The sequence below is a fragment of the Streptomyces sp. AM6-12 genome (assembly GCF_044327085.1).
Taxonomy (GTDB): domain Bacteria; phylum Actinomycetota; class Actinomycetes; order Streptomycetales; family Streptomycetaceae; genus Streptomyces.
Map to the genome: position 1 here is coordinate 5122317 of NZ_JBIQWN010000001.1, position 24315 is coordinate 5146631.

Below are 24315 nucleotides of genomic sequence, written 5' to 3' on the forward strand. Positions count from 1 at the left end.
CTGAACTCCCTTGTGGGGGTGGGGTGTTGGGTCACGAGTCAGGGAATGCTCGCGACGTGGAGTTACCGGAGGGTGAGCACCCGGTAAGAAGTTAGTGACGTGTGCATGTCAACGCAAGGTTGAGGGATGGACTTTGCCGTCCCGTATCATGGGGGGCGCAGAAGGGGAGTAGCTCTTCGCCGGACCGTCGACATACTGCTCAGCGAGCCTGAGCCGGCGCCCGGAGGCGGACCCTCGGTTCCGCCCAGCGAGACCTTCGGCAAGCAGTGCACGCCCGCGCGACCAGGCGCGGGCGCCGAGTGTGCTGCCGTGCCGAGGTGTCGTCGCAAGGACGGAGCGCACTCTCGGCGGGGTGGCCCCGACCGATTGAGGACCCTTGATCAGCATCACCGTGACGGCGCTCGTCTTCGGCGTCATCTTCCTCGCCGAACTGCCGGACAAGACCGCGCTCGCCGGCCTCGTCCTCGGCACCCGGTACCGCGCCGGCTATGTCTTCGCGGGCGTCGCGGCGGCCTTCCTGGTGCACGTCGTGCTCGCGGTGGCCGCGGGCAGCGTGCTCACCCTGCTGCCCCAGCGGCTCGTGCACGCCATCACCGGTCTCCTCTTCCTCGGCGGCGCCGCCATGCTGCTGTTCGGCAAGGGCGAGGAGGAAGAGGAGATCAAGAAGCCCGCCGACCAGTCCTTCTGGCGGGTCGCGGGGACGGGCTTCATGCTCATCCTGGTCGCCGAGTTCGGCGATCTCACCCAGATCATGACCGCCAACCTCGCCGCCCGCTACGACGACCCGATCTCCGTCGGCCTCGGCGCGGTGCTCGGTCTGTGGGCCGTCGCCGGTCTCGGCATCGTGGGCGGGAAGGCCCTGATGAAGAAGGTTCCGCTGCGGCTGATCACGCGGATCGCGGCGCTGCTGATGCTGGGCCTCGGCGTCTGGAGCCTGTACGAGGCGGTCGCGGGCTGAGCCCGGTGCCCGCGCTCCGGGCTGAACGCCGGGTGAATCGTCGCGGGGGTGGTGGCGGGAACGCCACCGGGTTTTGTACCGTAGAAAAACAAAGTGGCTCCCGCCCGTTTTCCCTGACCGGCGGGCGGGGCCGCCTTGTCCCTCCCGCCGCTTCGTGCGGGGCCTCTCGTTCTTGGAGCCACTGCCGATGACGGCCACCCCCGCCCCCGCCCCCACCGTCCTCGATGCCGGCGCCCTGCTGCTCGACATGGACGGCACCCTCGTCAACTCGGATGCCGTGGTCGAGCGCGTCTGGCGGCGCTGGGCGGGGCGGCACGGGCTGGACGGCGACGCGGTGATGAAGGTCGTCCACGGCCGCCAGGGCCACGCCACGATGGCCACGCTGCTGCCCCAGCGGCCCATGGAGCAGAACCTCGCCGAGAACGCGCGGATGCTCGCCGAGGAGACCGCCGACATGGACGGCGTGGTCGAGATCGCCGGTGCCTCCGTCTTCCTCGCCGCGCTGCGTGACCTGCCGCACGCCCTGGTGACCTCGGCGGACGTCGGCCTGTCCACCGCGCGGATGAACGCCGCCGGGCTGCCGCTGCCCGCGGTCCGGGTCACCGCCGAGTCGGTCGGCGCGAGCAAGCCGGACCCCGAGGGCTTCCTCAAGGGCGCGGCCGAGCTGGGCGTCGCCCCGGCCGAGTGCGTGGTCTTCGAGGACTCCGGCGCGGGCATCGCGGCGGGCCGGGCCGCGGGGATGACCGTGGTGGGCGTCGGGCCCCGCGCGGCCGCCCACGGTCCCGATGTCGTCGTGCCCGACCTGACGCGGGTGCGGGTGGCGGCCCTGCCGGGCGGCGGTATCCGGCTGCACATCGGCTGACGGCCGGGCGGCCGCGCCTGCCGGTCCTACGGCTCGGAGGTCTCCGCCTCCAGGCTCGCCCGCGTGCGCGGCCCGTACACGCCCAGGGGGTCGCCCTGGATGCCGCGGGCCAGCTGATAGGTGCTGACGGCGTTCTCCACGGGGCGTGTGTAGACGCCGTCCAGGTCACCGTCGTACAGGTTCAACTGCCCGAGGCGCGCCTCCAGTTCGGCGACCTGCGGGCCGGAGTCCCCGCGTTCCAGCACCGCCGCGCCCGCCGGGGTGCCCGGTGCGGAGGCGGTGGGAGAGGGGGTCCGGGACGGCGTCCGGCTCGGGGTCGGTGCCGGCGGCGGCGCGGACGACCGGGGCGGGCCGGCCGGGGGGCTCGGCGGGGCCGGGGGGAGTGAGCGCGCTGCCGAGCGGGACGGCGCGGAGGTGTCGTGCGCCGAGGGGGCGGTGGTGGCCGGCGGCGGCACGTCCGGGACGCTCTGCCTGACCTCCGGGGCCGCGTCGTCGCGGGACGGCGTGTGGTACGAGAACAGCGCGAGCCCGGCCGCCGCGAGGACGGCGACCCCCGCGCCCGCGGCGGCGGCCACCGCGGTACGGCGGAACCGGCGCCGCGGGCCCGGCTCCTCGGGGGTGCCGACGGCGAGTGCGTCAGGGGCCTCCGGTGCGCGGGGTGCCTCGGGTGTGCCGGGCGCCTCTGCGAAGGGCCGTACGCCGGCCCCGGCCACGGGACGCGGCGGCACCGTGGTCCCGACGGGCGGGGACTCAAGGGGCGGGCGCTCCGCGCCACCCCCGGAACCCACCGGCTCCACAGGCCCTGTCGGTCCCGCCGGCCCTGTCGGTCCCACCGGATCTGCCGGTCCCGCCGTTCTTGTCGGTTCCACCAGGCCTGTCGGCTCCACCGGTCCTGTCGGTCCTACTGGATCCGCCGGTCCCACCGGCCCTGTCGGTCCCGCCGGATCTGCCGGTCCCGCCGTTCTTGTCGGTTCCACCAGGCCTGTCGGCTCCACAGGCCCCGTCGGTCTCACCGGCCCCGCCGGTCCCATCCCCTCCACCGGCCCCACGTCCACGTACGGCCGTATCCGCAGCGGGTCGAAGTCCTCCGCCGCTGCCGCCTGTGCCGTACGGGTCCGGTGCAGTGCCTCGGCCGTGCGCACGGCGCAGTCGCAGGACGGGCCGCCCGCCGCGTCCCTCGGTGTGCCGCACTCCGGGCAGACCGTGCCCCTCTCCCCGGTCACGTTCGTCCCCTCCCCTGGACCCCCCGAAGCCACACAGGGTATGCCCATCGCCTCCACATCCGCAGGACTCGACAGGCCATAAACGGTGACTCCGCCCAGGATGGAAGAGGCGCATCCCAGCTCCGAGCCACCGGGAGGTCTCCATGGCCTTGGACACGCACGGTGCGGCGAAGGACGTGAGCGGGGAGGAACACGTGGCGCGCGGCGTGTTCGTCTCGATCGGGGCGCTGCTCCTCGGGCTGCTGCTCGCCGCGCTCGACCAGACCATCGTGTCGACCGCGCTGCCGACCATCGTCAGCGACCTCGGCGGCCTCGAACACCTGTCCTGGGTGGTCACCGCCTATCTGCTGGCCTCGACCGCCGCGACCCCGCTGTGGGGAAAGCTCGGCGACCAGTACGGCCGCAAGAAGCTGTTCCAGACCGCCATCGTGATCTTCCTGGTCGGCTCGGCGCTGTGCGGCATGGCGCGGAACATGCCCCAGCTGATCGGCTTCCGGGCGCTCCAGGGTCTGGGCGGCGGCGGGCTGATGGTGCTGTCGATGGCGATCGTCGGCGACATCGTGCCGCCCCGCGACCGGGGCCGCTACCAGGGCCTGTTCGGCGCCGTGTTCGGCGCGACCAGCGTGCTCGGACCGCTGCTGGGCGGCCTGTTCACCGAGCATCTGAGCTGGCGCTGGGTGTTCTACGTCAACCTGCCCATCGGCGTCGTGGCGCTCGCCGTGATCGCCGCCGCCCTGCACGTACCGGTCCGCAGCGCCCGCCACGTCATCGACTACCTCGGCACCCTCCTGATCGCCTCCGTCGCCACCTGCCTGGTCCTGGTGGCCTCCCTCGGCGGCACCACCTGGGCCTGGGGCTCCCCGCAGATCATCGCCCTCGCGGTGGCCGGGGTGCTGCTCGCGGTGGCGTTCGTGGCCGTGGAGCGCCGGGCCGCCGAACCGGTGCTCCCGCTCGGGCTGTTCGGCATCCGCACCTTCAGCCTCGCCGCCGTCATCAGCTTCATCGTCGGCTTCGCCATGTTCGGCGCGATGACCTACCTGCCGACCTTCCTCCAGGTCGTGCACGGGGTCTCCCCGACCGTGTCCGGGGTGTACATGCTGCCGATGGTCTTCGGGCTGCTGCTGTCCTCCACGGTCTCCGGGCAGATCGTCAGCCGCACCGGCCGCTGGAAGGTCTTCCCGGTCGCCGGCACCGCCGTCACCGCCATCGGCCTGCTCCTGCTGCACCGCCTGGACCAGACCAGCTCCACCGCCGAGATGAGCACCTACTTCTTCGTCTTCGGCCTCGGTCTCGGCCTGGTCATGCAGGTCCTGGTGCTGATCGTGCAGAACGCCGTCTCGTACGAGGACCTGGGCGTCGCCACCTCCGGGGCCACCTTCTTCCGCTCCATCGGGGCCTCCTTCGGCGTCGCGATCTTCGGCACGGTCTTCGCCAGCCGCCTCGCCGACAAGCTCGCCGCCGCCTTCGCGGGCGTCCAGCTGCCGCCCGGCGTCAGCGCGGACACCCTCAAGGCCGACCCGCGCGGCATCGCGGGCCTGCCGCCCGCCCTGCGCCCCGCCGCGCTGGGCGCCTACGCCTCGTCCATCACCGACGTCTTCCTCTACGCCGCCCCCGTCGCCCTCCTCGGCTTCCTGCTGGCCTGGCTGCTGAAGGAGGACCCGCTGCGAGGCTCGGTCACCGCGCCGGACGTCTCCGAGACCCTCCCGCCCAACCCGGTCCAGCGCTCCTCCTACGAGGAGGTGTGCCGCGCCCTGTCGGTGCTCGGCACCCGCGAGGGGCGCCGCGAGATCTACCGGGACATCACCGAGCGGGCCGGGTACGACCTGCTGCCCGCGGCCAGTTGGCTGCTGCTGCGCATCCGCCGCAACGGCTCCGTGGAACCGGGCGTGCTGGCCGAGCGCAGCCCCGTCCCGCTGGAGGCCGTCCTCGATGCGGCCCGCCAGGTGGAGGAGCGGCGGCTGGCCGAACGGCGGGGCCTGGACCTGTACTTGACCGCCACCGGACGGGAGGCCGCGGAACGGCTCGCCGTGGCCCGCGAGGAGTCGCTCGCCGAACTGCTCGGCGACTGGTGGCAGCCGGGCCGCTCGACCGACCTGGTGAAACTGGTGCGGGAACTGTCCTCGGAACTGTGCGGCGCCGAACGCGAACGCCCGCACACCGCCTCCGCCCACCCGCACAACGCGCCTGAGCCGAGGATCAGTTGACGAGTTCCTTGCGGAACCAGTGCTCGGCGTACGGGCTGGAGTTGTGCGGTTCGGTCTCGGTGTAGCCGAGGCGGGCGTACAGAGCGCGGGCCTCGACGAGGTCGCCGCGGGTGTCGAGGACGATGCGGCGGGCGCCGAGCGCGCGGGCCGCGTCCTCGGCGGCGGCCACCAGGAGTGCCGCCCCGCCCTTGCCGCGCAGGCCCTCCGCCACGAACACGCGGGTCAGTTCGGCGGTTTGGGGATCGAGGAGCCGGACGCCCGCGCTGCCGGCCGGTTTCCCGTCGTACCACCCCACCAGCAACCGCCCGTCCGGCGGCGCGAGGTCGGCGCCCGTGGCGGCCGCGATCCCCCGCTCCAGCTCCGCCGGGTCGGTGCGGTGGCCCTCGTACAGCAGGTACCAGCGGTCGCTGACCTCCGTGTAGTACGCCCGCCACAGCGCGGCGGCGACCGGGGAGCCGGGCGCCTCGGCGGTGATCGTCCACGTCGTCATGCGGGTCATTGTGCGGCGCGCGAGCGGATCGGTCCGAGCGGTTTTCCGGGCCCGGCCCCCGGTGAGCGTCGTGTGCCGTTTGTGGGCGGGCTTCCGGGAGACCCGGTAAGGGGACCGGTCGGCCGGGCCGGTCCGCGATCCGAGCGGAAGGCAACCATGTCCACTGGCTTGATCATCTTGTTGGTCGTGATCGTGGCGCTCGTGGTCGTCGCCGCGCTGGTCACGATGCTGATCGGCCGTCGCAGCGGCGCCGGACCCGGTCTGAAGCGGCGGTTCGGCCCCGAGTACGACCGGACCGTGGCCGCCCACGACGGGGACACGCGGGCCGCGGAACGCGAGCTGAACGAGCGCCTCGAACGCCACGGCGACCTGCGCGAGCGGCCCCTCGCCCCGGAGGAGCGGGAGCGGTACGCGGCCCGCTGGACGAGCGTCCAGGAACACTTCGTGGAGTCCCCGCGGCAGGCGGTGGCCGAGGCCGACCGGCTGCTCGGGGAGGTCGCCCACGTACGCGGCTACCCCGACGGCGGACGGTACGAGGAGCAGCTGGCCGCGCTGTCCGTGCACCACGCCGAGCACATCGACGGCTACCGCCGGGTCCACCGGATGGCACGGGCCGGGGCCGGTGCCGCGCCGGGCGCCGGGACCGAGGAGATGCGCGCCGCCCTGGTCAGGGCGCACGAGCTGTTCGACGACCTGACCGGCGCCGTAAGCGGCGCATCGGCGTCCGGCCGCCACCGCGCGGCCTGACCGAAGCAGCCCATGAGCGAAGAAGGGACGAACACCATGCCGGACAGGGGAAACGGCCCCGGTGACGAGCGGTACCCCACCAGCCGCTACGCCCGGCCGCCGGACGATGAGTGGGTACCGGAGGCCGAGCAGCGGGAGGAACACGGCACGGAGGGGCTGCGGCCCGGTACCGAGGGAATGGGCACGCCGGGCCGCGATCCGGGCGCGCTCGGCCGCGAGCCGGGGCGTGGGCCGGGGATGCCGGCCGGGCGTGAGACGGGAACGCCGACCGGGCGGGAACCGGGTATGGCCGGGCGCGAGCCGGGTGCGGCCGGGCGGGAACCAGGTTCGACCGGACTCGGCTCGGGCACGGCCGGGCGTGACCCGGACGCGGCCGGGCGTGACCGGTCCATGACGGCGCGCGGGGAGAGCGACCTGGGGACGTCCGCGCCCGCCCCGGACATGGCGCGGATGCCGGACGACGGGCTCGGCGCGCCCTCGCCCGGAGACGTCAGCGCACGCGAGGCGGCCACCACCGAGGGCAGTGCGCCGGACGCCTGGCCGATGTCGACGGGCACCGGGACGGGAGCCGGGACGGATGCGCGGTCCGCGGGCGGGGACTCGGGGCCGGGAGCCGCCGCCCCGCTGCTGCCGCGCGAGGAGACCGAGCGCTGGGAGGAGCGGATGCGGCAGGTCGCGGCCGGGTTCGTGGACCGGCCCAGGACGGCCGTGGAGGAGGCCGACCGGGCGCTGGAGGAGATCGCCGCACGGTTCGGCGAGGCCGTGACCCGGCGCCGCCGCAGCCTGCGCATGTCCTGGGAAGACAGCGCGGACCGGGGCACGGCGAACGAGACCGACACCGAACAACTGCGGCTGGCGCTGCGCGACTACCGCGACCTGGCGGAACGCCTGCTGCACGGCTAGGGCCCCGGCCCCGGCCGTCGGGTCAGGGGCCGGGTCGTCTGAGCCGCCGCCATTCGCGGACGACGTCCTCCACGTCGTACGGCTTCTTGCCCAGTGGGGGGCCCGGCGGCGGCTTGAACATCATGTCGCGGATCTTGACGTTGACGTCCTCGATGATCTTCCGGGCCATCCGTTCCGAGGGCGCCGCGTACGCCGCCGTCAGCGCGTCCTCGGCCTCCTTGCGCAGGGCCAGCGCGGGCGGCAGCACCGCGAGGCCCTCGCGCGCCATCTTCCGCTTGACCCACCACAGTTCGTCGTAGCCGGACTCGACCTCCGCGGGCAGCGGCTCGCCCACGCCCGGCAGCCGCTCGAACTCGCCGCGCGCCTGTGCGTCCTGGATCTGCTTGTCGACCCAGGACTCGAACGGGACGCCGGGTGGCTTTCGCTCGGTCATGACCTCATTGTGCCGGACGGGGCCCGGCCGGGCGTCTTATCATGCGGCGGCGGCGCGCAGGGCAACCGCCCGTCGCGCAACGAGGTTTCAGGGGGGAACGCAGGTGCTCGAACTCACCATGGTCGCCGTCTCCGCGGCCGACGCGGGGGCCACGGCCGGCATGACGACGGCCCAGGCGCCGAGCGCGCCCGGCGCGGTGCTGCGGGTCGGCCGGGACGCCGCCGGGTGCCGGCTGGTCACCCCCGAGGACTGGCTGTTCGTCTCCCGCGCGCACCTGGAGTTCCGCTGCGGAGCCGACGGCACCTGGGAGCTGACCTGGCTGCGCGGCTCCCAGCCCGAACCGGCGTCCGAGGTGCGGCTGACGGCCGGGGGAAGCGCTTGGCCCCTGAACCCCGGCGCCACCGTGCCGCTGCCGCGCGGGGGCTCCGGCGAGATCGTCGTCCAGGACCGCGGCGGGCCGCGCAGCGTGAACGTCGGCTTCTACCACGAGGTCTGAGCGCCGGGGTCAGCCCACCACGCGGGCGAGCGCGAAGCCGTCGTAGCCCTTGCTGCCGACCGTCTGGATGGCCGTGCCGCTGAGCCTCGGGTGGGAGGAGATCAGCTCGATGGCCGTACGGGTGCCGATGATCTCCGGGTCGGTGGTGTCCGGGTCGGCGACGCGGCCCTCACGCACCACGTTGTCCAGGATGATCAGGCTGCCCGTACGCGTCAGGCGCAGCGCCCACTGCACGTAGTGCGGGTTGTTGGCCTTGTCCGCGTCGATGAAGACCAGGTCGAAGGGGGCCGGGTTCTCGTCGGCCAGTTTCGGCAGCGACTCCAGGGCCGGGCCCACCCGCACCTCGGCGATCCGGTCCAGGCCGGCGCGCGCGATGTTGCGGGTGGCCACCTCGGCGTGCCGGGCGCTGTACTCCAGGGTGACCAGCCTGCCGTCCTCGGGCAGCGCGCGGGCCAGCCAGATGGTGCTGTAGCCGCCGAGCGTGCCGATCTCCAGGACGGTGCGCGCGCCCTGCACCTGGGCGAGCAGCTGGAGCAGCTTGCCCTGGGCCGCGGTGACCCCGATGGGCGGCAGCCCGGCGGCGTCGTTCTCCCGCAGGGCCGCCCGCAGCGCCTCGTCGTCGGGCGAGAGGTTGCTGATGAAGTAGTCGTCGACGTCGTCCCAGAGCTGCTGCCCGCTCATGTGCCTGCTGCCTTTCCCGAGTGCCTGCCGAGGCCGCCGGCCCGCTGCCGTCATCCGATCATCTCAGTTGCCGCGCGAGGACGGGGAGAGGATCGGCCAGGAGTCCGGGCAGGGATCAGGCCGGGGGCGGCGGAGGGGAGACGGGCGGCGGGGGAGGCACGGGACGACGTGCGTGCCGTACGGCCATGACGGCGCCGGCCGCGGCCGCGAGGAGCACGGCGAGGACGCCGGCCGTGAGCAGCCAGGCGGGGACGCCGGCGACGCGGTCCAGCTCGTCGTCGTAGCTCACCTGCTGGACGGGGGTGTCGGTGGCGGCCCGGCGCAGTTCGTGGTCGCCGGAGATGCGGGCGGGCCGTGGGAACCGCTGGGTGAGCGCGGTCAGGTACGGCGTGCCGCGGGCGAGGGTGCCGAGGGCACCGCCGGGGGCGGTGAGGCGGCCGGCGTAGACCGTGCGCGGGGGCGGTCCGCCGATCGCGGTGGCCGGTTCCATGCGGTGCGCGGCGAGGACGTAGAGGCCGAGCGACTGGGGGGTGGTTGCCAGCCGGGACAGGCGCATCGGGTAGACGGCGCGGTCGGCGGCGAAGGTGAGATGCAGCGGGTCCAGGGCGCCGCGCAGGGCCGTGCCCGCGGTGTCGGGGGCGAGGCGGACGGCGACGTACTCCCAGTGTTCGGCCACGTACGGCGCCAGGGCCGTCTTCAGCCGGGCGGGGAGCGGGAAGCCGTTCGCACGCAGCCAGGTGGCCAGAGCGGCCGGGTCGGTGGCGGTCAGCCGCGCCACGTCGAAGGGGCCGAGGCGCTGGCGGCCGACGACGCCCACGGCAGGCTGCGCGGGGGCCGGGGCGGCCGCGGCGCCGTCCGTGTGCTCGTCGAAGGGCCATTCGCCGTCGCGCGGCCAGAAGTGGTGCCGGGTGCGGTGCACCGGGGCGATGGCCCGCGCCAGCTGGCCGAAGACGGCGGGGTCGGCGAGGCGGACGGTGGCGCGGTGCGGGACGGGCATGATCCAGGCGGCGTCGCGGGCGTCGCCGGTGACGGTCAGGCGCATCACGATCTGCTCCTGGCGGCCGTCCCAGCGCAGGACGGACTGCTCGTCCGACACGGCGAGCTGCTGGGCGGGACCGACGACCATGGCACCGCAGCCGCAAGCCCAGGCGGGGGAGATCAGCCAGGTGAGCTGGATGCCGAGGAGAGTGAGTACGACCGAGAGTGTTCGTGCGGCCCGGATCCCGCGCGTGGGGTTCCGGTTCCGGAGGGGGACGCCGCGCCCCCTACGGCGAACCCCGCACCCTTGCGGCGAACTCCCTGCCGCGCTTACCGGCTCTCCACCGCCGGCGCGGAACCCGGCAGCGGGCGGCCCGCCGACTCCGACATCCGCCACACCGCGAACCCGCCGACGACCGCCGCGGCCATCATGTAGTACGCGGGCATCATCATGTTCCCCGTCGCCCCGATCAGGGCCGTCACCACCAGCGGCGTCGTCCCGCCGAACAGCGACACGGACACGTTGAACCCGATGGACAGCGACCCGTACCGCACCCGCGTCGGGAACAGCGCGGGCAGCGCCGCCGGCATGGCCGCCGTGAAGCAGACCAGCAGCAGACCCAGCGCGCCCATGCCCAGCGCCACCGCGAGCAGGCTGCCCTGGCGGATCAGCAGCAGCGCGGGGACGGACAGGAACAGGAAGCCCGCACACCCCGCCGCGATCACCGGCCGGCGCCCGACCCGGTCGGTCAGCGCCCCGGCGAACGGCTGGACGATCATCATCAGCGCCATCACGCCGAGCACCACGAGCAGGCCGTGCGTCTCGTCGTACTTCAGTTCACTGGTGAGGTAGCTCGGCATGTACGACAGCAGCATGTAGTCGGTGACGTTGAAGACCAGCACCAGGCCCATGCACAGCAGCAGCGCCTTCCACTGGCCCGCCACCATCTCCCGCAGCGGCACCTTCGGCCGGGACGCCTCCGCCTTCTCGACCTCCGCCGCGAACGCCGGGGTCTCCTCCAGGCGCATCCGCAGGTACAGGCCGATGAGACCCATCGGACCGGCGATCAGGAACGGGACGCGCCAGCCCCAGGAGAGCAGGTCGGCCGAGGACAGCAGCGCCGTCATCAGCGTCACCAGACCCGCGCCGCCGATGTAGCCCGCGAGCGTGCCGAACTCCAGCCAGCTGCCGAAGAAGCCGCGCTTCTTGTCGGGGGCGTACTCCGCGATGAAGGTCGAGGCACCGGCGTACTCGCCGCCGGTGGAGAAGCCCTGCACCAGCCGCGCGGCGAGCAGCAGCAGCGGCGCGCCCACGCCGATCGAGGCGTACGACGGGATCAGACCGATCGCGAAGGTGCCCGCCGCCATCATGATCATGGTGACCGCGAGGACCTTCTGCCGGCCCACCCGGTCGCCCAGCGGGCCGAAGACCATGCCGCCGAGCGGGCGCACCAGGAACGCCGCCGCGAAGGCGCCGAACGTCGACAGCAGCTGGGCCGTCGGGTTGCCGGACGGGAAGAAGACCTTGCCGAGGGTGACCGCGATGTAGCTGTAGACACCGAAGTCGAACCATTCCATCGCGTTGCCGAGCGCGGCCGCCTTCACGGCGCGCTTGACGAGCGCGGGATCGGTGACGGTGACGTCGCGGGCGGCCGAGGGCGCGGCCCCGCGGGCCTTCATCTGGGGGGTGACGGCTGTGACGGTCGCCAAAACGGGGCTCGCCTGCCTTTCGACGGGGACAGAGACGCGGCCCCGGGCGGCATCGGCGTGAACACCGGACGTGCGAAGGGCCGAAAATCGACCATAGGCGCTGATTGCGGCCTTACGGGGCGTACGCGGATGCGTGCATAGGGCAGCTAAAGGGCGTGTCAACAGGCAACTCCGTCCGCTCGCGACCCGTCGGCCCGCGCCCCCGTTGTGATCCTTCTCGCGCTCCCGCGGCGCAACGGGGGCCCGCGTGCTGTCGTCATCGGGACAAAAGGGGAGCGGGTGTCAGGTGAACCAGGGGTTGCCTCTTTCCGCTTCCGGGGGGTCTGCGAGCCTCGTAGGGTTGCGTAGGGATGACCCGGCGTGAACGACGCACAGCCGGGACGGAAACGGGGCGGGAGGCCGACGAGGCGTGGCGAACGTGGAACACGGCGCGGGACCTGGGGACGGCTTCGGTCCGGCGGATGCCGGGGGGCGGCTGCGCGCCGCACGGTTCGCGCTGTGGGCGGTGGCCGCCCTCCTCGCCGTCCGGCAGCTGACCGCCGTCCTCACCACCCCGAGCGGCAAACGCCTGACAGACCTGGAGACCTGGGTCGGCCCGAACGGCGTCCTGCACGTCAAGGGCTCCCTCTACGACTCCACGCAGTTCACCGGCACCCCCCTCGCCGGGCTCGTGCTCAAGCCGCTCACCCGCGCCGCGGAGGCCGCCCTCGGCTGGAGCTGGACCTTCGCCAGCCTGCTGCTGGTGGTCGCGCTCGGCGTGGTCGCCGCCCGTGCGCTGCCCCAGCCGGTGAGCCGGCGCACCTCCCTGCTGGCCACGCCGGTCGCGATCAGCCTGCTCATGCTGTCGCTGCCGGTGCGCAACGCGCTCTGGCTCGGCCAGACCAGCATCATCCCGGTCCTGCTGGTGCTGCTCGGCTGCTTCACCGTCCGGGGGCAGCGGGCGAGCGGGCTGTGCCTGGGCCTCGCCGCCGCCCTCCAGCCCACCGTGCTCCTGTTCGTGCCGCTGCTGTGGTGCACCGGCCGCCGCCGGGCCGCCCTCACCGGCGCCGGCACCTTCGCCGGGCTGACCGCGCTCGCCTGGGCCGCGTTGCCGCACGACTCGGCCACCTACTGGCTGCGCCACCCGGCCGGCGTGGGCCTCGGCGGCAAGGCCGACGCCCTCGGCAACCAGTCCCTGCACGGCGCCCTGCTCCGCCTCGGCCTCAGCGGCCCGCTGGAGATCACCCTCTTCCTGCTGCTCGGCGCGGCCGTCTCCGTACTCGCGCTGCGCCGCGCGGTCCGCTACGCGCACGACGGGCAGCTGCTGCTCGCCGTGGCGATCACCGGCTGCGCCGCGGTGGCCGTCTCGCCCACCACCTGGCAGCACCAGCTGCTGTGGCTGCTGCTCGCGGTGGTCGGCCGGGTCGGCCGCCGGGCCTCGGACCGCACCGTGTGGCCGGTCGCGGTGGTGCTGGTGACGACCCTGCCGGCGAAGATGATGCTGCCGAACACCCCGGCGCTGTACGCCCTGCGCGACGACCTGGTGCTGGTCGCGGCGCTGGCCGCCGCCGTCGCCGTACCGTTCCTGTCCCGGACCTCGCCGTACTACCGGGAGCCCGTCCCCACCGAGTACGCCCCCGCGGTTCCCGCCCGCTTCCGGCACATCCCGCTGCTGCCCTTCCTGCGCCGGGTCCTCACCCGCCCCAACCTGCTGCTGGAGCTGCTGCTGATCCGGGTCGTGTACGCCGCGTACGCGCAGGTCCGGCTGGCCGCGGGCGCGAGCGGGGACGACCGGGGGCGGGCGATCGCCGAACACCACGGGCGGATCGTGGTGCACATCGAGCGGTTCCTGCACATAGACATCGAGCACTGGCTCAACCACACGGTCGCCGGGATCGGCTGGCTGCGGGACTTCTTCGACTTCTACTACGAGTCCTTCCACTTCGTGCTGCCGCTCACGGTCCTCGCGGTGCTGTACTGGCGCCGCCCCGTCGACTACCGCTGGGCCCGCACCTCCCTCGGTTTCGCCACCTTCCTCGCCCTGATCGGCTTCTGGCTGTTCCCGCTGGCCCCGCCGCGCCTGATGCCGGGCCTCGGCTTCATCGACACCGTGCACGGCGCGCAGGACCTCGCCCACCCGGACTACGGCGCGATGACGGCCCTCACCAACCAGTACGCGGCGATGCCGTCCCTGCACTTCGGCTGGTCCCTGTGGTGCGGCGTGGTCATCGCCGTCCTCGCTCCCAAGTGGTGGATGAAGGCACTCGGCCTGCTCCACCCCTTCTTCACCGTCTGCGCCATCCTCGCCACCGCCAACCACTGGGTGCTCGACGCGGCCGGCGGCGCCGTGGTGGTCACCGCGGGCTTCGCCCTGTCGTACGTGGTCCAGGGGCCGCGGGCGGCGAGGAGCGCGGCCCGCGCCGAGGCCGGGCTGATGGAACCGGTGCCGGTGAAATAGCGGGCGCGTCGGCCGAGCGCCGTCACTCCTCGCCGGAGGCGGACACCGCGAGCGCCGCCGAGCCGACGGCCGCGATCAGCAGCGGGAGGCCCAGGCCGTGGTGGAGCACCAGCCACGCGCCGAGGAACGCGCCGCCGAGCATCGCGGCCACCGAGGCGGTACGGCGCGGGGAGCGGTGCCCGGTGCCGTCGCCGAGGCGGGAGTCGGCGGCCAGGCCGGTCAGGGTCATCGTCAGCACCGTGGTCGTCAGGTCGGGGACCCCGAGCTTGCGGACCGTCGCGTTGCGCACGCCCATCGCGAAGGCGGTCAGCGCGATGAGGGCGTAGACCGTGCCGGTGCGGCCCGGCCAGACGATGGCGACCGCCGCCGACAGCCCCACCAGGACCGCCTCGGCCGCGAGCGTCAGCCGCGCCCAGCGGCGCCGGGACCCGCCTCCGTAGCGGGCCGCCACCCGGCCGCCCACCACCGCGCCGATCAGGAAGCAGCACAGCGAGGTCGCCGTGCGCGGCACCGAGAACCCGGCCGCCCCGGCCGCCGCGAAGCCCAGCACCACCACGTTGCCGGTCATGTTCGCGGTGAAGACCCGGCCGAGGCCGAGGTAGCTGACGGCGTCGATCAGACCGCTCACCACGGTCAGCGCGATCAGCACGAGCACCAGCCGCAGCCCGCGCGCCTCCGGGTCCGGAGCGGGGGACGCCGCGGGTCCGGGGGCGGGCGGCGCCGGGGGTGTCGGTGGTGTCGTCACGGTTCCTCCGGTTCGCCGGGCGGACAGGGCCGGGGACCACTTCACCACGGGCCGGCCGGCGATGCCCGGACATGCGGAAAGCACCCTCGCCGAGCGGGGCGGCGGGGGTGCTTTCCGGTGTCCTGGCTGCGGCGCGGGCCGGCTCAGTACCAGTGGTTGGCCTGCCAGAAGGCCCAGGCCTTGGCGGGGCTGCCGTAGCGGGAGTTCATGTAGTCCAGGCCCCACTTGATCTGGGTGGCCGGGTTGGTCTTCCAGTCGGCACCCGCGGACGCCATCTTCGAACCCGGCAGCGCCTGGACCAGGCCGTAGGCGCCGGAGGAGGCGTTGGTGGCGGTCGGGTTCCAGCCGCTCTCGCGCTGGACGATCTGGCTGAACGCGTTGAACTGCGCGGCGTCCGGGATCATCTTGTGCGCGATCGCCTGCGCCGAGGAGGCCGAGGCCGGGGCGGCGGCCTGGGCGGGCGCCGCGGACAGCGCCATGCCGGCGGTGGCGGCGGCCACGGCGGCGACGGTGAGGGCCTTCTTCGGGGAAGCGATGCGACGGATGACGGAGACGGACACGGAGCACCTCTTGCGTCGGGGACGGGGAGAGCCGGCGTGAGCCTCGGGGGGCTCGTGGTGCCTGGCGACGCCGACCAGATAAGCAGCCCGGAAATCCGTCCGCAATCACCCCTTTTACTAGTTGTGGCCGGATGGAGGGGGAATGAGCATTCTGTGGCGCAGCTCTCAACCCGCAGGTCAGAGAGGGTGTGGAGCGGAACGTAACGGACAAATGCCGCTACGGTCCTGCTTCGTAGGTGAGCTGCGTCATGTGGGCTGCTTCACCGGCCCGCTCACCGCGTGGGTACGGCCCCTCACGCACCGGGACCGTCGAAGGTGACCGGCGTCTCGAACGCGGCCCGCCGGGTGGCCCGGCGCAGCGCGCGCAGCACCGCCGGGCCGAGCGCGCAGGTCAGCACCACCGTGCACAGGGCCCGGCCCAGGTCCCAGCCCAGGGAGGTGGCCAGGCAGTAGGCGACGAAGCGGGCCAGGTTGGCGGCGACCGAGGCGCCCGGATGGAAGGAGATGCCCGAGGCGGTGGCGCCCATGAAGGGCCAGCCGGCCAGGTTCATCACCGTGCCGTACGCGAGGGAGGCGAGGAAGCCATACCCGGCCAGGAGCAGCAGTTCGGCCCGGCCGCGCAGCCGCACCGGGCCCGGCAGCAGGCCCGCGCCCATCGCGAACCAGCCCATCGACAGCATCTGGAACGGCAGCCAGGGGCCGACACCGCCGGTCAGCAGCGCGGAGGCGAACATCGTCACCGAGCCCAGCGCGAAGCCGAAGCCGGGGCCGAGGACCCGGCCGCTGAGCACCAGCAGGAAGAACATCGGCTCGATCCCGGCGGTGCCCGCGCCGATCGGGCGCAGCGCGGCACCGGTGGCGGCGAGCACGCCCAGCATCGCCACCGCCTTCGGGCCGAGGTCCGACTCCGAGATGGTGGCCGCGACCACCGCGACGAGCAGGATCAGCAGACCCGCGAACAGCCAGGGGGCGTCCTCGGCGTGGGCGCTGAGCTGGGAGGCGGGCGGCGCGAGGAAGGGCCAGCCGAAGGCGGCCACGCCGACGGCGGTGACGAGGGCGAGCGCGGCGACGGAGCGGGGGCCGAGGCGGACGGCGCGGACGCGGGGGGCGACGGGCGCGGGGGCGGTGGCCGGTGCCGGCGGGGGCTGGGTCATCCCAGGGCCTCCCGGACCTGGGAGACGGTCAGCCATCGCTGGGGGGCGAGGATCTTGGTCACCTGCGGGGCGAAGGAGGGGGAGGACACGACGGTCTCCGCCGTCGGGCCGTCCGCGATCACCTCGCCCTCGGCCAGCAGCACCACCCGGTGGGCGATCTCCGCGGCCAGCTCCACGTCGTGCGTGGCCAGGACGAGCGCGTGCCCCTCGGCGGCGAGTTCGCGCAGCGCGGTGACCAGGCGGGCCTTCGCGGCGTAGTCCAGGCCGCGGGTCGGCTCGTCCAGGAGGAGCAGGGGCGGGCGGGCGGCCAGGACCACGGCCAGCGCGAGGGCGAGGCACTGGCCCTCGGAGAGGTCGCGGGGGTGGGTGTCGTCGGCGATGCCCGGCAGGAGCCGGTCCAGGAGGGTGCGGCAGGTGCCGGGGGAGGCGCCGGCGTCCTGGTCGGCGGCGGTGCACTCCGCCGCCACGGTGTCGGCGTAGAGGAGGTCCCGCGGTTCTTGGGGGACCAGACCGACGTGGCGGATCAGGTCGCGGGGCGGGGTGCGGTGGGGGGTACGGCCGCCGACGGTCACCGTGCCGGCGGTGGGTTCGAGGAGGCCGACGAAGGTGTTGAGGAGGGTGGATTTGCCGGCGCCGTTGCGGCCCATCAGGGCGATGGTCTCGCCGGGGGTGACGGTGATGTCGATGTCGCGGAGGGCGGTGCGGGTGGCGCGGCGGACGGTGAGGCCGTGGGCGGTGGCGGCGGGGCCGGCGTGGGTTTCGGTGGTGGTCTTGGTACGGCGTCGGAAGAGGCGGCCGGTGGTGCTGGTGGCCGGGGGTGGGGTGGTTTGCCCGTGCTCGCGGGGGGCCGTTGCGCCCACCCTCCCCGTCGCTCCAGCTGCACCATTGCCCGCGGTGAGGGCGAGGCGTTCCCGCAGGTCGCCGGCCTTGCGGCGGGCGTCGCGCACGGTCAGGGGCAGCGGGGACCAGCCGGCCAGGCGGCCCAGGGCGACGACCGGGGGGTGGACCGGGGAGATGGACATGATGTCCGCGGGGGTGCCGGTGACGGGGGGTGCGCCGGGGGTGGGGAGGAGGACGACGCGGTCGGCGTAGTGGATGACGCGTTCCAGGCGGTGCTCGGCCATGAGGACGGTCGTGCCGAGGTCGTGCACGAGGCGCTGGAGGACCGCGAGGACCTCCTCCGCCGCGGCGGGGTCCAGCGCGGAGGTCGGTTCGTCGAGGACGAGGACCTGGGGGTGCGGGGTGAGCACCGAGCCGATGGCGACGCGCTGGCGCTGACCGCCGGAGAGGGTCGCGATGGGCCGGTCCCGCAGCCCGGCGAGGCCCAGCAGGTCGAGGGTCTCCTCGACGCGGCGGCGCATCACCTCGGGAGCGAGGCCCAACGACTCCATGCCGTAGGCGAGTTCGTCCTCGACGGTGTCGGTGACGAAGTGCGCGAGCGGGTCCTGGCCCACCGTGCCGACGACATCGGCGAGTTCACGGGGCTTGTGGGTGCGGGTGTCCCGGCCGGCCACGGTCACCCGGCCGCTCAGGGTGCCGCCGGTGAAGTGCGGGACGAGTCCGCTGACCGCGCCGAGCACGGTGGACTTGCCGACCCCGGACGGGCCGACGAGCAGCACCAGTTCGCCCTCCGGCACCTCGAAGTCGACGTCGCGCACGGTGGGCTCGGCGGCACCGTCGTACGTGACGCCGACCTGCTCGAAGCGGATCACGAGTGCTCCCTCGGGACGACGAAGGCGGGCAGCAGGGCGAGGAGGACCGAGGCGGCCGGCCACAGGGGCAGGGCGGGGGCGGTCAGCGGGACCACGCCGGGGTGCAGGGCCTCGGGAGCGCGGGCCGAGGCGAGGGTCAGCAGCGCGGCCACGGCGACGCCGGAACCGGTGACCAGCCAGGCGCGGGCGCCCCAGGGGTCGGGACGGTACCGGGTGCGCAGCGAGCGGCGGCCGCCCAGGCGCAGCCCGGCGAGGGCGGCGACGATCCCGGCGAGCAGCAGCGGGGCGCCGTAGCCGCCGCCCTCGGCGGTGAGCAGCCCGTACGTGCCCGCGCAGACGCCGAGCAGACCGCCGAGGGTGAGGGCGGCGGTCGTACGGCGCACCCGTGCGGGGACGTCGGCGGTGCGGCCGTACCCGCGGGCCTCCATGGCGGCGGCGAGGGCGACGGAGCGTTCCAACGCGCCCTCCAGGACCGGGAGTCCGACCTGGAGCAGGCCCCGCACGCCCCGGTCCGGGCGGCCGCGCAGCCGGCGGGCGGCGCGCAGCCGCTGGACGTCGGCGATCAGGTGCGGCGCGAAGGTGAGGGCGACGACGACGGCGACGCCGGTCTCGTACAGGGCGCCGGGCAGGGACTTCAGCAGGCGGGACGGGCTGGCGAGGGCGTTCGCGGCGCCGACGCAGATCAGCAGGGTGGCCAGCTTCAGCCCGTCGTACGCCGCGAAGACCAGCGCCTCCGCGGTGACCTCGCCGCCGAGCCGGATGCCCTGCGCCCAGTGCGGGAGGGGTATCTCCGGGAGGGTGAGCAGCACATGGGTGCCGGGGATCGGGGAGCCGAGGGCCACCGCGAAGGCCAGGCGGATGAGCAGCACGGCGAACGCGAGCTTGGCGAACGCGGAGTAGGAGCGGGCCCAGGGGGCGGGGGAGCGGTGCGTCGCCACGACGTACGCCGACGCGGCGATGAGCAGGGCGAGGAGGAGGGGATTGGTGGTACGGGTCGCCGCCGTCCCCATCGCTATCGCCCAGAGCCACCAGGCACCGGGATGCACGGTGCTCCGGCGCCGCTGCTGTCCGGGGGCCGGGTCGCTGACCGGCGCTTGCCGGGTGGGCGCGGCGAGGGAAGCCCCGTGAGGGGCGCGGGGAACTGCGCGACCAGCCGCGGACGGCCCGCGGCCGGGTACGGCGGACGGGGCAGGACGGCCCCCGCCCCGGACACCCTCCCGCCCACCAGAAACCACGCGATCCGCCCCCACCGGCCCCTCCCACGGAGTCATACGCGGCGCCGGCGGAACTGCCACACCGCCGCCCCCGCCAGGAGGACGACGACACCGGCACCGATCGGCAGGCCCAGCGACGGGCCACTGGACGAAGGGGAGGGCTTCTCGGAGGCGGCCGAGCCTGCGGAGCCGACCTGCTCACCGCACCCCTTCCGGGGATACCCGGCGATCGCGCACAGCAAGGCGTTCGTGTCGTACCGCAGCGGCTTCGCCGCCGCGGCCAGGGCCTGAGCCGCGGAGGCCGAGGGCGCGACCCGTGCGCACGCGGTGCGGCGGGCCGGCGGGGTCTCGCCCGCCGGCGCGTCCGCCGGGACGCCGAAGTCGATGACCAGCGCCACCCGCTTCGTGCCCGGCTTCGCCGCCGTCCCCGCACAGATGGTGCCGAAGTCCGCCGTACCGCGCGGCTTGCTCGCGTCGCCCGAGTCCGCGCTCACGGAGAAGCGGAACCCCTCCACGGCGCCGTCCTCGGGCCGGGCGAGCGAGGGGCCCTGGGTGGCGTACGTCCAGTGGTCGCCGGAGCGTTCCCAGAACGACCAGTAGCGGTACCCCGTGGCCGCCGCCTGTCCCGCGCCCGCGCCGAGCAGCAGGGCGAACGCGGCCAGCAGCACCGGCACGGCACGGCGGACGGCCCTCACGGCTGCCGCTTCTTGCGGGTGCTGAGCAGGAACCCGATGCCGATGCCCGCGACGAGGCAGATGCCGACGCTCCACCAGACCCCGGCGTGCGAGGTGCCGTCGGACGCCTTGGCCGGCTTCTCGGCCGCATCCTTCATCGCCGGGGCCGGGCCGAGGGCGTTGAGGGCGGTCACGAGGCTGGTGCCGCCGAAGTCGCCGGGCTGGGCGCCGACCGCGTGCGCGGCCAGGATGAGCTGGGCGTACGCTGCCGGCCCGGTCTGCGCCGCCCAGGGGCCGGCGTGCTTCTCCAGGTAGGCGTACGCCTTCTTCGCCGCCGCGGTGCGCCCGTCCGCGGCGAGGGCGACGACGGTGTCCGCGGTGTTGCCGTAGTCCGGCTGGTCGGTGGCGCCGGGCAGCACGGACATGAGGTGGCCGGTCTTGGCGACCGCGGAGGCGAGGTACGCGCCGCCGTTGTCGGCGACCCGGGCCGGGGTCGGGTGGCCGCCCTTGGCGCAGCCGTCCGCGGCGGGGGCCCTGCCGGTCTCGGCGACGAAGCCCTTGCCGAGCGCGGCGGTCACCCCGGCCGCGGTGGCGTCGGCGTTGGCGGCCAGCTTGCCCTTCTTGTCCGGCTGGTAGGCCAGCGCACCGCCGCCGTCCTGGTCGCAGGGGATGGACCAGGAAGCCAGCGCGTCGTACGGGGACTTGCCGGACTTCCGCACGGCCGCCGGGTCGGCGCCGGTCGCGGTCAGCGCGCCGACGACGACGGAGGTGGAGTTGGCGTCGCTGGGGCTGCCGGGGTTGTAGCCCCAGCCGCCGTCCTTGTTCTGCACGGACTTCAGCCAGTCGACGGCCTTGGTGACGGCGGCGTCGTGGCCGCCGGTCGCGTGCAGCGCCTGCACCGCGGCGGCCGTGCTGTTGGTGTCCACCACGGTCTTGGCGTCGCACGCCCTGGCGGGGGCGGCGCGGAACGCGGCGAAGGAGCCGTTCGCGCACTGCTGGCCGGTGAGCCAGTCGACGGCGGCGGTGGCCGGCCGGTAGCCGAGGGTGCGCTGGGCGACGAGGGTGAGCGACTGGCGCCACACACCGTCGTAGGTGGGGTCCGACGTGCCGTAGAGACCGGCGGGGACCGATGCCTTGGGGGAAGGGGACGGGCCGGCGGCCACGGCGGGTGCGGCGGCTGCCAGCACGCCTATGGCGGCGAGAGCCGCGGCGGTGCGGCGGACGTTCATGATCGGCGGGTGCCTCTCCCTGCGGGGAGCCGGGCAGCGCACGGGAGGGCCCCGGGCGGCTCGGCTCCGTGTACCTCGACGGTGCCGTGCGCGGCGAGCGGCCGACGCACACGAGCCGGTCACGTCCGCTGCGGGGCATTCCGGCTCACCGGCCTGGGGCCGGTTCACGGATCGGGGTCTCCCCGCTTCGAGCGAAGTCGAGAAGTGGGAAGGGTCAGCGCCGGAATTGCACCGGCTTCCCCCCGTACGGGTGTGATGACGACCCCGCCACTTTACCGGCAGCCCCACCGGCGCCGGGGAGGGCCCGTGAGCACACCGTGACGGTGATTAGGGTCACGGCCATGACAACACCGGGAAAGCTCCTCGGCTCGGGCCGCACGGCCGACGTCTACGCGATCGACGCCGCTTGGGTGCTGCGCCGTGACCGCGAGGGCTTCGGGGACGCGGCGGCCGAGGCGGCCGTGATGACGTACGTACGACGGCACGGCTATCCGGCGCCCCGCGTCCGCCCCGCCGGCTCGCGCGCCGATCTGGTCCTGGAGCGGCTGTCCGGCCCGACCCTGCTCGCCGCCCTCGTCGACGGCCGGGTGGGCGCGGCCGAGGCGGGCGCGCTGCTCGCCGGGCTGCTGCGGCGGCTGCACGCCCTGCCCGGCCGGGACGCGGCGGACCCCGGCGCGCGGGTGCTGCACCTGGACCTGCACCCCGACAACGTGATGCTCACTCCGGACGGGCCCCGCGTCATCGACTGGTCCAACGCCGAGGACGGCCGCCCGGACCTGGACTGGGGCATGTCCGCGGTGATCCTCGCCCAGGTCGCCGTCGGCCCCACCGGCCTCGCCGGACCGGCCCGCGCGCTGCTCGCCGCCCTGCTCGCCGACCCCTCCCCGCTCACCGGGGAGGGGCTCGCCGAGGCGCTGCGGCGCCGGGCCGGGAACCCGACGATGAGCGCGCGGGAGACGGAATCGCTGGTCGAGGCCGGGGAGTTGGTGCGGAGCGTGGCTCAACTGGCCTGAGGGCACCTGCGGGTTGGCTGAAAGTGCCGGTGGCACGCGGGGGCACGCAGTGGCGGTTTCGGCCAGGGGGCGGGGTGGGCGGTGTCCCGTTGGCGAGGTACATCGCATTTGTGCCGACCGGGCCGTGCGGGTGAAGCTGGCCCGAGCGGCGCGGAGTTGGCATATTGCGCTCAGACGTGACCGCTCGCAGCCTCCGGGGGAATGGTGCGGACAACCAGGAAGATGCGCCGGTTCGCCAACGAGCTGATCGACCCCCTGCGCGTGCCGATCCCCGCCGACCCCGGCGATCTGCTGGACGCCCTGGTGGAGTCCGCGATCCGCTGGCGCGGTCGCCCCATCGTCGTCCACCAGGCGAACTTCCCGCCGCAGACCGCCGCGACCGGGCTGTGGATCGAGCGCGGCGGCCGCGACGACATCGTCATCGAGGCCGACGCCCCGCCCTGGATGAAGCTCGTGATCCTGGGCCACGAGCTGTGGCACATGGCCGACGACGACCCCGCCCACCGCGCCGCGCACACCGGGGGCGTCCCCGCGCCCGCCGGCGCCGGCGAGGCGGTGGCGACCGCCGCCCGCACCCGCTTCCTGGAGGCCGCGGAGCAGCGCGCGGACCTGTTCGGCATGCTGATCGGGGACCGGCTGCGGCCCTGGCTGAAAGCGTCCCCCGACTCCGTGTACGCAGCACACACCTCCGGCCACGACGACCTCGCCGGACGCATCGGCGCGGCCCTCAACTACCGCGGTGCCCGAAGGTGAGCGACCTGATCAACTACGCCAGCTGCGGGCTGCTCTGGCTCGGCCTGCTGGCCAAGGCCCCCGATCTGGCCCGCCGCTGGCGGGACCCGTTCCTGCTCACCCTCAGCGGTGTGCTGGCCCTGGCCTCGCTGTGCTTCCTGCTCGGCGCCCCCGGCACGGTCGGGTTCGTCAACGGCACCAGCGGCGTGCCCAACCTGGCCGCCCCGCTGACGTACGGCACCGTCACCGCGTACGGCGCCGCCTCCCTCGCGCTCGTCCTGCGCTGGCGCGGTGGCCCCGGCACCGGCCGCGCGATCCGCCGCTGGACCCTCGGCTACTCCGCCGTACTCGCGGGCATCGCCGCCCTGTTCCTGCTCGGCGACGCGAGCGTGGAACGCCGTACGGACTTCGACACGTACTACGCCACCACGCCGTACATCGCCGAGATGATCGTCCTGTACCTCGGCGCGCACCTGACCGCCGTCTTCGTCACCGCGTGCCGGTCCCTGTCCTGGGCCCGGCGGTTGCGCGGCTCGCTGCGCGCGGGCCTGGTGCTGATGGGCGTCGGCAATCTCGTCGGCGGCGGCTACAGCGTGGCCAAACTCCTCGCCGTCGCCGCCCGCTGGTGCGGCCGGGACTGGTCCGCGCTCGGTACGACGCTCCCGGCGGCCTGTGCCGGACTCGGGGCCGCGGTCACCGTCGTCGGCATCGTCATCCCGCTGTTCGCCCCCTTCCTGGCCCTGCGGGCGCGCTGCTGGCGGGCGTACGCGCGGCTCGGCCCGCTGGAGCGGGCGCTGACCGGGCTGCTGACCCGCGAGAGCCTGCGCGCGCCGCGCCCGCTGTGGCCCTCCGCGACCCGCTGGCTGACCTGGCGGCAGAGCTCCATCTACAACGGGCTGCACCATCTGGGGGGCCACCTCGACGCGGGGCTGTTCCGGCAGACGTACGCCGACCGGTCGCGGGGCGGCGCGGACCCGCAGCAGGCGGAGGCCGCCGCGTGGGCCGCGGCCATCGCCGCCGCCGTCCGGGCGCTGCACGAGGAACGGGACGACGCGGTCGTACCGCTCACCGGCCGGCCCGACCTCCCGGCGCTGCTGCGCATCTCCGACGCCCTCGCCGAGGGCACCGGCGACCGCGCCCTGGCCGTCTGCTGAAGGGGC

Annotated in this window: 23 protein-coding genes; 10 read left to right on the forward strand and 13 right to left on the reverse strand. The window is 74.4% G+C overall.

The window, feature by feature from the left end; all coding sequences use genetic code 11:
• Positions 1-376: 376 nt before the first annotated feature.
• On the forward strand, positions 377-958 hold the full coding sequence (locus tag ACE4Q9_RS23205) for a TMEM165/GDT1 family protein (protein WP_397986152.1): 582 nt from the start codon (positions 377-379) through the stop codon (positions 956-958).
• A 187-nt stretch (positions 959-1145) separates the two neighbouring features.
• Positions 1146-1820 carry an HAD-IA family hydrolase gene (locus tag ACE4Q9_RS23210; RefSeq protein ID WP_397986153.1) on the forward strand — a complete coding sequence of 225 codons (675 nt, stop codon included), beginning with the start codon at positions 1146-1148 and terminating at the stop codon, positions 1818-1820.
• 26 nt (positions 1821-1846) lie between these two features.
• On the opposite strand, the gene ACE4Q9_RS23215 is transcribed toward ACE4Q9_RS23210, so the two are convergent.
• Positions 1847-2533, reverse strand: a complete 687-nt coding sequence (locus tag ACE4Q9_RS23215) for a peptidoglycan-binding protein (protein WP_397986154.1) — start codon at positions 2531-2533, stop codon at positions 1847-1849.
• Between the two features lie 653 nt (positions 2534-3186).
• Between ACE4Q9_RS23215 and ACE4Q9_RS23220 the strand changes: the two genes are divergently transcribed.
• The gene (locus ACE4Q9_RS23220; RefSeq protein WP_397986155.1) at positions 3187-5247 is read left to right on the forward strand and encodes a DHA2 family efflux MFS transporter permease subunit; all 2061 of its coding nucleotides are present in this window, start codon (positions 3187-3189) and stop codon (positions 5245-5247) included.
• On the opposite strand, the gene ACE4Q9_RS23225 is transcribed toward ACE4Q9_RS23220, so the two are convergent.
• The gene (locus ACE4Q9_RS23225) at positions 5240-5737 is read right to left on the reverse strand and encodes a GNAT family N-acetyltransferase (protein ID WP_397986156.1); all 498 of its coding nucleotides are present in this window, start codon (positions 5735-5737) and stop codon (positions 5240-5242) included. The genes ACE4Q9_RS23220 and ACE4Q9_RS23225 overlap by 8 nt on opposite strands.
• Before the next feature lie 156 nt (positions 5738-5893).
• On the opposite strand from ACE4Q9_RS23225, the gene ACE4Q9_RS23230 reads away from it, so the two are divergent.
• On the forward strand, positions 5894-6484 hold the full coding sequence (locus ACE4Q9_RS23230; protein WP_397986157.1) for a hypothetical protein: 591 nt from the start codon (positions 5894-5896) through the stop codon (positions 6482-6484).
• 36 nt (positions 6485-6520) lie between these two features.
• Positions 6521-7387, forward strand: a complete 867-nt coding sequence (locus ACE4Q9_RS23235; RefSeq protein ID WP_397986158.1) for a hypothetical protein — start codon at positions 6521-6523, stop codon at positions 7385-7387.
• Between the two features lie 22 nt (positions 7388-7409).
• Here ACE4Q9_RS23235 and ACE4Q9_RS23240 read toward each other — a convergent pair whose 3' ends face one another.
• Positions 7410-7820, reverse strand: coding sequence for a DUF1992 domain-containing protein (locus tag ACE4Q9_RS23240; protein ID WP_397986159.1), 411 nt, complete (start codon positions 7818-7820; stop codon positions 7410-7412).
• A gap of 103 nt (positions 7821-7923) precedes the next feature.
• Here ACE4Q9_RS23240 and ACE4Q9_RS23245 point away from each other — a divergent pair, with 103 nt between their 5' ends.
• Entirely contained in the window at positions 7924-8316 is a 393-nt protein-coding gene (locus ACE4Q9_RS23245; RefSeq protein ID WP_397986160.1) for a hypothetical protein, read from the forward strand.
• A 9-nt stretch (positions 8317-8325) separates the two neighbouring features.
• On the opposite strand, the gene ACE4Q9_RS23250 is transcribed toward ACE4Q9_RS23245, so the two are convergent.
• The 3 genes from ACE4Q9_RS23250 to proP all read right to left on the reverse strand — a co-directional run bounded on the left by ACE4Q9_RS23250 (position 8326) and on the right by proP (position 11655).
• Positions 8326-8997: an O-methyltransferase gene (locus ACE4Q9_RS23250; protein WP_397986161.1), complete on the reverse strand. Its 672-nt coding sequence runs from the start codon at positions 8995-8997 to the stop codon at positions 8326-8328.
• Between the two features lie 115 nt (positions 8998-9112).
• Complete coding sequence (locus tag ACE4Q9_RS23255; protein ID WP_397987304.1) at positions 9113-10219, reverse strand: DUF2330 domain-containing protein; 1107 nt, start codon at positions 10217-10219, stop codon at positions 9113-9115.
• Between the two features lie 86 nt (positions 10220-10305).
• Positions 10306-11655 (reverse strand): glycine betaine/L-proline transporter ProP, encoded by a 1350-nt coding sequence (proP, locus tag ACE4Q9_RS23260; protein WP_397987305.1) that lies wholly within the window; start codon positions 11653-11655, stop codon positions 10306-10308.
• 439 nt (positions 11656-12094) lie between these two features.
• On the opposite strand from proP, the gene ACE4Q9_RS23265 reads away from it, so the two are divergent.
• The gene (locus ACE4Q9_RS23265; protein ID WP_397986162.1) at positions 12095-14122 is read left to right on the forward strand and encodes a bifunctional glycosyltransferase 87/phosphatase PAP2 family protein; all 2028 of its coding nucleotides are present in this window, start codon (positions 12095-12097) and stop codon (positions 14120-14122) included.
• Between the two features lie 22 nt (positions 14123-14144).
• Here ACE4Q9_RS23265 and ACE4Q9_RS23270 read toward each other — a convergent pair whose 3' ends face one another.
• The 7 genes from ACE4Q9_RS23270 to ACE4Q9_RS23300 form a co-directional block, all read right to left on the reverse strand.
• A complete protein-coding gene (locus ACE4Q9_RS23270; RefSeq protein ID WP_397986163.1) occupies positions 14145-14867 on the reverse strand; it encodes a YoaK family protein in 723 nt (240 codons plus the stop codon).
• A 143-nt stretch (positions 14868-15010) separates the two neighbouring features.
• Positions 15011-15427: a transglycosylase SLT domain-containing protein gene (locus ACE4Q9_RS23275; protein ID WP_397986164.1), complete on the reverse strand. Its 417-nt coding sequence runs from the start codon at positions 15425-15427 to the stop codon at positions 15011-15013.
• Between the two features lie 293 nt (positions 15428-15720).
• Complete coding sequence (locus tag ACE4Q9_RS23280) at positions 15721-16581, reverse strand: ECF transporter S component (RefSeq protein WP_397986165.1); 861 nt, start codon at positions 16579-16581, stop codon at positions 15721-15723.
• Entirely contained in the window at positions 16578-18293 is a 1716-nt protein-coding gene (locus ACE4Q9_RS23285; RefSeq protein WP_397986166.1) for an ABC transporter ATP-binding protein, read from the reverse strand. The genes ACE4Q9_RS23280 and ACE4Q9_RS23285 overlap by 4 nt, the downstream gene beginning before the upstream one ends.
• Positions 18290-19303, reverse strand: a complete 1014-nt coding sequence (locus tag ACE4Q9_RS23290) for a CbiQ family ECF transporter T component (RefSeq protein ID WP_397987306.1) — start codon at positions 19301-19303, stop codon at positions 18290-18292. Before ACE4Q9_RS23290 ends, ACE4Q9_RS23285 begins: the two co-directional genes overlap by 4 nt.
• Before the next feature lie 257 nt (positions 19304-19560).
• Positions 19561-20202, reverse strand: a complete 642-nt coding sequence (locus ACE4Q9_RS23295; RefSeq protein WP_397986167.1) for an SCO2322 family protein — start codon at positions 20200-20202, stop codon at positions 19561-19563.
• Positions 20199-21410: a prenyltransferase/squalene oxidase repeat-containing protein gene (locus ACE4Q9_RS23300; RefSeq protein WP_397986168.1), complete on the reverse strand. Its 1212-nt coding sequence runs from the start codon at positions 21408-21410 to the stop codon at positions 20199-20201. Before ACE4Q9_RS23300 ends, ACE4Q9_RS23295 begins: the two co-directional genes overlap by 4 nt.
• Positions 21411-21751: 341 nt before the next feature.
• Here ACE4Q9_RS23300 and ACE4Q9_RS23305 point away from each other — a divergent pair, with 341 nt between their 5' ends.
• The 3 genes from ACE4Q9_RS23305 to ACE4Q9_RS23315 all read left to right on the forward strand — a co-directional run bounded on the left by ACE4Q9_RS23305 (position 21752) and on the right by ACE4Q9_RS23315 (position 24309).
• Positions 21752-22423, forward strand: coding sequence for a phosphotransferase (locus tag ACE4Q9_RS23305; RefSeq protein ID WP_397986169.1), 672 nt, complete (start codon positions 21752-21754; stop codon positions 22421-22423).
• Positions 22424-22627: 204 nt separating this feature from the next.
• On the forward strand, positions 22628-23176 hold the full coding sequence (locus ACE4Q9_RS23310; RefSeq protein ID WP_397987307.1) for a toxin: 549 nt from the start codon (positions 22628-22630) through the stop codon (positions 23174-23176).
• The gene (locus ACE4Q9_RS23315; RefSeq protein ID WP_397986170.1) at positions 23173-24309 is read left to right on the forward strand and encodes a DUF6545 domain-containing protein; all 1137 of its coding nucleotides are present in this window, start codon (positions 23173-23175) and stop codon (positions 24307-24309) included. The genes ACE4Q9_RS23310 and ACE4Q9_RS23315 overlap by 4 nt, the downstream gene beginning before the upstream one ends.
• Positions 24310-24315: the final 6 nt, after the last annotated feature.

What these genes read in the sequence shown, in the direction of transcription:
- ACE4Q9_RS23210 (WP_397986153.1), top strand. Translation starts at nt 1,146, where the DNA reads ATGACGGCCACCCCCGCCCCCGCCCCCACCGTCCTCGATGCCGGCGCC.
- ACE4Q9_RS23220 (WP_397986155.1), top strand. Translation starts at nt 3,187, where the DNA reads ATGGCCTTGGACACGCACGGTGCGGCGAAGGACGTGAGCGGGGAGGAA.
- ACE4Q9_RS23225 (WP_397986156.1), bottom strand. Translation starts at nt 5,737, where the DNA reads ATGACGACGTGGACGATCACCGCCGAGGCGCCCGGCTCCCCGGTCGCC.
- ACE4Q9_RS23230 (WP_397986157.1), top strand. Translation starts at nt 5,894, where the DNA reads ATGTCCACTGGCTTGATCATCTTGTTGGTCGTGATCGTGGCGCTCGTG.
- ACE4Q9_RS23235 (WP_397986158.1), top strand. Translation starts at nt 6,521, where the DNA reads ATGCCGGACAGGGGAAACGGCCCCGGTGACGAGCGGTACCCCACCAGC.
- ACE4Q9_RS23240 (WP_397986159.1), bottom strand. Translation starts at nt 7,820, where the DNA reads ATGACCGAGCGAAAGCCACCCGGCGTCCCGTTCGAGTCCTGGGTCGAC.
- ACE4Q9_RS23250 (WP_397986161.1), bottom strand. Translation starts at nt 8,997, where the DNA reads ATGAGCGGGCAGCAGCTCTGGGACGACGTCGACGACTACTTCATCAGC.
- proP (WP_397987305.1), bottom strand. Translation starts at nt 11,655, where the DNA reads ATGAAGGCCCGCGGGGCCGCGCCCTCGGCCGCCCGCGACGTCACCGTC.
- ACE4Q9_RS23280 (WP_397986165.1), bottom strand. Translation starts at nt 16,581, where the DNA reads ATGACCCAGCCCCCGCCGGCACCGGCCACCGCCCCCGCGCCCGTCGCC.
- ACE4Q9_RS23290 (WP_397987306.1), bottom strand. Translation starts at nt 19,303, where the DNA reads ATGGGGACGGCGGCGACCCGTACCACCAATCCCCTCCTCCTCGCCCTG.
- ACE4Q9_RS23300 (WP_397986168.1), bottom strand. Translation starts at nt 21,410, where the DNA reads ATGAACGTCCGCCGCACCGCCGCGGCTCTCGCCGCCATAGGCGTGCTG.
- ACE4Q9_RS23305 (WP_397986169.1), top strand. Translation starts at nt 21,752, where the DNA reads ATGACAACACCGGGAAAGCTCCTCGGCTCGGGCCGCACGGCCGACGTC.